General features: G+C 65.7%; 5 protein-coding genes and 1 pseudogene. All 6 read left to right on the forward strand.

Annotated features, from left to right (window positions below; genetic code table 11):
• Nucleotides 1-229 (forward strand): annotated as a pseudogene (locus tag HUK84_RS08510) (glycosyltransferase); the annotation flags it as partial.
• A complete protein-coding gene (locus HUK84_RS08515; RefSeq protein ID WP_176639920.1) occupies nucleotides 226-1,203 on the forward strand; it encodes a glycosyltransferase family 2 protein in 978 nt (325 codons plus the stop codon). The pseudogene HUK84_RS08510 and the gene HUK84_RS08515, both read left to right, overlap by 4 nt.
• Nucleotides 1,204-1,271: 68 nt before the next feature.
• Nucleotides 1,272-2,597 (forward strand): UDP-glucose dehydrogenase family protein, encoded by a 1,326-nt coding sequence (locus tag HUK84_RS08520; protein ID WP_218064282.1) that lies wholly within the window; start codon nucleotides 1,272-1,274, stop codon nucleotides 2,595-2,597.
• 467 nt (nucleotides 2,598-3,064) lie between these two features.
• On the forward strand, nucleotides 3,065-4,564 hold the full coding sequence (locus tag HUK84_RS08525; RefSeq protein ID WP_176639921.1) for an exopolysaccharide biosynthesis polyprenyl glycosylphosphotransferase: 1,500 nt from the start codon (nucleotides 3,065-3,067) through the stop codon (nucleotides 4,562-4,564).
• Between the two features lie 34 nt (nucleotides 4,565-4,598).
• Nucleotides 4,599-5,435: a WecB/TagA/CpsF family glycosyltransferase gene (locus tag HUK84_RS08530; protein WP_246285557.1), complete on the forward strand. Its 837-nt coding sequence runs from the start codon at nucleotides 4,599-4,601 to the stop codon at nucleotides 5,433-5,435.
• A partial coding sequence (locus tag HUK84_RS08535; RefSeq protein WP_374729297.1) for a Wzz/FepE/Etk N-terminal domain-containing protein occupies nucleotides 5,432-6,336 on the forward strand: 905 nt, incomplete at its 3' end. The genes HUK84_RS08530 and HUK84_RS08535, both read left to right, overlap by 4 nt.

Raw genomic sequence — 6,336 nt, forward strand, 5'->3', positions numbered from 1 at the left:
CCGAGGCGGCGTCACGGAGGGGATCGCGGACGGGGAAACGGGCTTCGCCTTCGCCGAGGGCGACGTCGCGACGCTGCGGGACCGGCTGCTGGACGTTCTGACGGACGACGCGCTGGCGGACCGGATGGGTGCGGCCGGCCGGCGCTTCGTGCAGAAAAATCACGATATCCGCATATGCACCCACGCATTGGAGGATCTGTACGACCGCCTGGCCCGGGTGCACGCATGACCGACAGCTTCAGCGTTTCCGTCATCATCCCGGTCTATAACGCCGTGTCCTTCGTCGAGCGGGCGATCGGGTCGGTCCTGGAGCAGAGTCTGCCGGCCGCGGAGATCCTGGTCGTCGATGATTGCTCGACCGATGCGACGGCCCAGGTCGTGGCGACGCTGGCGCAGCGTCATCCGTCCATCCGCCCGATGCGGACGGCGGTGAACGGCGGACCGGCCGCCGCGCGCAACCTGGGCATTGCGCAGGCCACGGGGGACTGGATCGCGATCCTGGACGCGGACGACGCCTATGCGCCCGACCGGCTGGAGGCGATGGCGCGCACGGCGGCGGCCGACCCGGACAGCGATATCCTGGCGGATGACCTGCTCTATTACGACGCGGGCGCCGGGATGGTGACCGGACGGGCCATCGGCGCCGCGCACGCGCAGGACCGGACGGTCACGCCGGCCGATTATCTTGCGCATAACCTGGCCGACGGGCGCGGCCCCGACTGGGGATTGCTGAAGCCGGTCATCCGGCGCGCGTTCCTGATGAAGACGGGGCTGCGCTATCCGGTCGGGCAGCGTCATGGGGAGGATTTCACCTTCATGATGCATCTTCTGCTGGAGGGGGCGCGGTTCAGGATCCTGGATACCGCGCATTACCTCTACACGCAGCGGGAGGGCGCCGTCAGCCGGCGGGAATCGACCATGACGCGGACGACGATCGCCTATGCCGCGCTGGCGCAGTCGGCGCTGGAACTGACGAGTCATCCGGCGATCAAGGCGCAACCCGGCCTTGACGCGCTGTTGCGCAAGCGAGCCGAAGGATTGCTGCGGCTCGACGATGCGCATTTCTTTTCACAGGCCATCCGCAAGGGCGCCCTGGCCGCGCTTCTTACGAGGGCCCTGCATCGCCCTTCTTTCGTTCCGCGCGTGGGGCGGCAGATCGGACGGGCGATGCAGCGCCGGGTGGCGCGGCGGCGCTCGGCGTGAGCGGAATGACATTGCCGGCCCATGCGGGACCACATGCGGGCCCGCACCACAAAGCTGAGGAGTGAACCATGCAGATTGCGATGATCGGTGGCGGTTATGTCGGGCTGGTGTCCGGCGCCTGCTTCGCCGAGTTCGGCACGAACGTGACCATCGTCGAGGCCGATCCGGGACGGCTGAGTGCGCTGCGCGAGGGGCGGATCCCGATCTATGAGCCCGGGCTGGACAAGCTGGTGGCCGACAATGTGGCGGCCGGGCGCCTGACCTTCAGCGAGGATATCGAGACGGGCATACAGGGGGCCGAGGCGATCTTCATCGCCGTGGGCACGCCGACCCGGCGCGGCGACGGCCATGCCGACCTGCGCTATGTCTTCGCCGCGGCGGAACAGATCGCCAAGAGCATGAAGAATTACGCCGTGGTGGTGACGAAATCGACCGTGCCGGTCGGCACCGGGCGCCAGGTCGCCGAGTTGATCCGCCGCGTGCGGCCCGACCTGGATTTCGACGTGGCGTCGAATCCGGAATTCCTGCGGGAGGGCAACGCGATCGGGGATTTCATGCGGCCGGATCGCGTCATCATCGGCACCGACACGACCAAGCCCGGAGGGTCGGAGCGGGCGATGGAGATCATGCGCCGGCTGTACCGGCCGCTTTACCTGATCGAGGCGCCGATCCTGTTCACGGGCCTGGAAACCGCGGAACTGGCCAAATACGCCGCGAATTCCTTTCTGGCGATGAAGGTCACGTTCATCAACGAGATCGCCGATCTGTGCGAAAAGGTCGGAGCCGAGGTCCACGACATTGCCCGGGGAATCGGGCTGGACAACCGTATCGGCCGGAAATTCCTGCATCCGGGCCCGGGCTTCGGCGGATCGTGCTTTCCCAAGGATACGCTGGCGCTGGTCCATATCGCCCGCGACGCGGATTCTCCGATGCGCCTGATCGAGACGACCGTCAGCATCAACGATGCGCGCAAGGCCAGGATGGCGGAGCGGATCATCGCGGCCTGCGGCGGATCGGTGTCCAACCTGACGATCGGTGTCCTGGGGCTGACGTTCAAGCCCGAGACCGACGACATGCGCGAGGCCTCGTCCATTCCCATCCTGCACCGGCTGAGCGAGGCGGGGGCCAGGCTGCGCGCGTTCGATCCGGCGGGCATGGAAAGCGCGCGCCCCCTCCTGCCGGATGGCGTGCAATATTGCCGCGACGCACTGGATGCGGCCGCCCAGGCCGATGCGCTGGTGGTGTTGACGGAATGGAACGAGTTCAGGGCCTTGTCGCCCAGCCGGCTGGGCGAACTGATGCGGGGCAAGGTTGTCGTCGACCTGCGTAATATCTGGGATCCGAAAACCATGCGCGAGCACGGCTTTCAATACGAATCGATCGGTCGTCCCTGACGCCGGGATGCGGCGGTGCCACGGATATGTGTCTGCGCCGCCCTTTCGGACCATGCGCGATCGGGCGGCTGTTGCGGTCCGGAACATGAGGAACATGTCACAAATAGACTCGACAAGATCGTGTCCAAATCTTTAATCTGGGAGATGGCGATTTCGTTTCTCATGTCTCGGGATATGGTCTCCGCCATGATGGGTGGCGGAGATTTCGCGAGCCGCGTCGCGTCATGCAAGGCGGCCTTCGGGTTACGGAGACGGGTGGGTTTCCGGATTTTTCCAGAGAGAAGACCGGCTGGGACGAAATTCGATCGACCCGATCGAAAGAATTGAACCGATCCGGAGAGATCACGTTTCATAATTGCGTGTTTTCATTGGATGTTCACGGACTTTGATAAAAAATCCTTTATCGGATTCCATGATTCGCAGTTGGAACCGTCGGAGACGCATGTGTATCCGTTGGAGGTCTTCACATGAGTGAGTCCTATAGCTCGTTGCAGAGCACGATCGACTTTCCGGACGACCCGCTCCGGCAGGTTGAATCCGTAACGAAACCGGCGGAATCCGGCGTCTATCCTTATTATCATCCTGTGCTGAGCGGGATGATAACCAGCATAGACGGCCTGACCGTGATGGGTGCGACGCTTCTGACGGCCTATGTCGGCCCGGAGGTCGTCCACCAGCATTGGGTCATGTCCCAGTCGGTCGCGAACCTGATGTCGGTCCTGGGTTTTCTGATGGCGCCGAAGAAGCGCTCGCTGATTTACGTGCCGACATTGCTGCAGGCTTCGGCGCAACTGCGCTATCTGGCGCCGCCGCTGCTGATCGGCGCGCTGCTGCATGCGGTGGTGCTGTCCATGCTGCGCCATCCGATCGCCCCGTCCGCGGAACTGGCCGCGGTGTGGCTGTTCTGCTCGGCGCTCGCCCTGGGCGCGGTTCGCGGGACGGAGATCGCCCTGCTGGGAAGCAGCGCGATCTCGGGACAATTGGCGCGGAACGTCGCGATCGTCGGCAGCGACGAGACGGCGATCAAGTTCGCCGCGCGCATCGCCGGGGAGGCCGGCCCGACCTATCGGATGATCGGCGTATTCGACGACCACGACACGGCGCTGAACCCGAATGCCGTGGACGGCACCCTGGAAGATCTGATCGTGCGCAGCCGGGAGACGCCGCTGCATGCCATCATCCTGGCCATCCCCTCGCACTATGACCCGCACGACCATGTCGCCGAAATCAGCTGGCGGCTGAGAAGCGTGCTGTCCGACGTCTATGTGCTGCCGAACGTGGTGCACGGCATCGACGTGGTGCTGCCGATCGAGCAACTGGGTCCCTTCGCCCTGCTGGTGCTGCAGCGCCGTCCGCTGTCGGACTGGCAGGCCGTCAAGAAGACGATGCTGGACATGGTCCTGGGCGCGATCGCGCTGGTGATCCTGGCGCCGGTGCTGGCGATCGTCGCGATCGCGATCAAGGCGACGTCTCCGGGTCCGGTCTTCTTCAAGCAGCCGCGCCTGGGTTTCAACAACCGCACCTTCATGGTGTACAAATTCCGCAGCATGTATACCAACATGTCGGACATGATGGCCGCCAGGCAGACGTCGCGGGACGACCCCCGCGTGACGCCGGTCGGGCGGTGGCTGCGCAAGCTGAGCATCGATGAACTGCCGCAATTGCTGAACGTCCTGCGGGGGGAAATGTCGCTGGTCGGCCCGCGCCCGCATGCGCCGCACACGCGTGCGGGCGGCATGCTGCTGGACGATGCGCTGGCGGAATATGTCATCCGGCATCAGGTGAAGCCGGGCATTACCGGCTGGGCGCAGGTCAACGGCGCGCGCGGCGAGCTGGTGACGATCGACGATCTGCGCCGCCGCGTCACGTACGATTTGGAATATATCCAGAAATGGTCGCTGCGCTTCGACATCAAGATCATGGCGCTGACCGTGCTTCGAGAGGTTTTCAGCCGACATGCCTTCTGAAGCTCTTTCCCCGGATATGGGAGTCCCGGATTCGATGAACCCGGATTCGGCGGGCCCGGATTCGATGGGCCCGGCCGCCTTCGCGCCCTCGCCTGCCCTCGATGCGGTGCCGTTCGACGCGCTGGACATCATGGGATTGCGCCTGATGGACATACCGCGCCAGGACCTGGCGGAACTGGTGGTCCGGGCGGCGCGCGCGCATGCCAAGATGCTGGTGGTGAACGCGAACGCGCATTGCATGGTCCTGTCGCAACATGAACACTGGCTGCGCGCGCTGTTCGCGGAGGCGGACGTCACCTTCTGCGACGGGGCCGGGGTGCAGCTTGCCTCGCTATTCCTGACCGGACGGCGGCTGCACCGCACGACGCCGCCGGAATGGATCGGGCCGGTGCTGGAACAACTGGGCGGGGATGCGTCCCTGTTCTGGCTGGGCGGGGAGCAGGCGGTCGCCGAGGAGGCGGCGCGGGCCTATGAACGGCGCTATGGCGTGCGGACCGCCGGGGTGCATCATGGTTTCTTCGACGTGCGCGCGGGTTCGGCGGATTCGGAGGCGATCATCCGGCAGATCAACGAGACGCGGCCCAACCTGCTGCTGGTGAACATGGGCATGCCGCGCCAGGAACGCTGGCTGCACGACCATTGGCACCGCATCGCGCCGACGATCGCGATCACGGCCGGGGCGCTGGTCGATCATGCCGCGGGGCGCGTCCACCGGCCGCCGCGCTGGGTCGCGAACATGGGCCTTGAATGGGCGGTCCGGCTGTCGCGGGAGCCGCGCCGTCTGTGGCGCCGCTATCTGATCGGCCTTCCCGTCTTTGGATTTCACGTTCTTCGCTGGAAATTCGCCCCCGAACGGAGCAGATCGCAATGAACAACAGGACCGATGCCTGGCCGAACGGACTTTCGGTCCCGGATATGGCTGATTTCAGCATGGCCGAGCATATGCCGGCGGCGCCCCAGAGAGACGGACGGGCGGTCATCCTGCACGGATTGCAGCTTGTGCGGCGCTATCGCCGGCTGTTCCTGGCCGTGGGCGTCGGCACGTTCGTCGTGGGGAGCGGCGTGACGATGATGCTCAAACGCTCCTATATGGCCACCGCGACGGTCGTCGTCTCATCGACCAGCGTCGATCCGGTCAATCTTCAGAATGCCCAGCCCGCCGACCGGCTGCAGGATGACGAACTGGCCACGCAAGCCGGGCTGCTGCAATCGCGCGATGTCGCCGCGGCGGTGCTGCGGGCCCTGCCGCCGCCGCCGGCGCCGGCGGGATTCAACCTGCGCGCCGCGTTGTGCGCCCATGTCCATCTGCTGTGCCCCAAGGCCGCCGCCAGCAATCCCGAGGCGGAGCGGCAGGCGAAGATCGACCGTCTGCTGGCGTCGGTGACCGTGGAGCCCGAGCCGCATTCGCGCATCATCAACATCAGCATCAAGGACAATGACGGGCAGCGCGCCGCCGACCTGGCCAACAGCTTCGTGACGCAGTACCAGCTTCAGGCCCTGGACCGCCAGCGCGGCGACATCAACCGCACGGCGGCCTGGATCGATGCCCGCACGGCGCAATTGCGCGAACGCTGGCTGGAGGCCTCGACCAAGGCCAGCAGCTTCAACGCCGCGCATCATCTGTCCAATACGGGCAACGGGTCGGATACCGGCCCGCTGATCGATCGGCAGATGTCCGAGACCGCGGTCAGCCTGACCCAGGCGCAGAGCCGCCTGGCGGCCGCCGAGGCGCGGGCGGACGCGTTGTCCCGGGCGAGCGCCCAGGGGGAAGG

It is taken from the genome of Nguyenibacter vanlangensis (assembly GCF_013376155.1).
Lineage (GTDB): Bacteria > Pseudomonadota > Alphaproteobacteria > Acetobacterales > Acetobacteraceae > Gluconacetobacter > Gluconacetobacter vanlangensis.

Coding starts and splice junctions, on each gene's coding strand:
- HUK84_RS08530 (WP_246285557.1), top strand. CDS start 4,599: ATGAACCCGGATTCGGCGGGCCCGGATTCGATGGGCCCGGCCGCCTTC.
- HUK84_RS08520 (WP_218064282.1), top strand. CDS start 1,272: ATGCAGATTGCGATGATCGGTGGCGGTTATGTCGGGCTGGTGTCCGGC.
- HUK84_RS08525 (WP_176639921.1), top strand. CDS start 3,065: ATGAGTGAGTCCTATAGCTCGTTGCAGAGCACGATCGACTTTCCGGAC.
- HUK84_RS08515 (WP_176639920.1), top strand. CDS start 226: ATGACCGACAGCTTCAGCGTTTCCGTCATCATCCCGGTCTATAACGCC.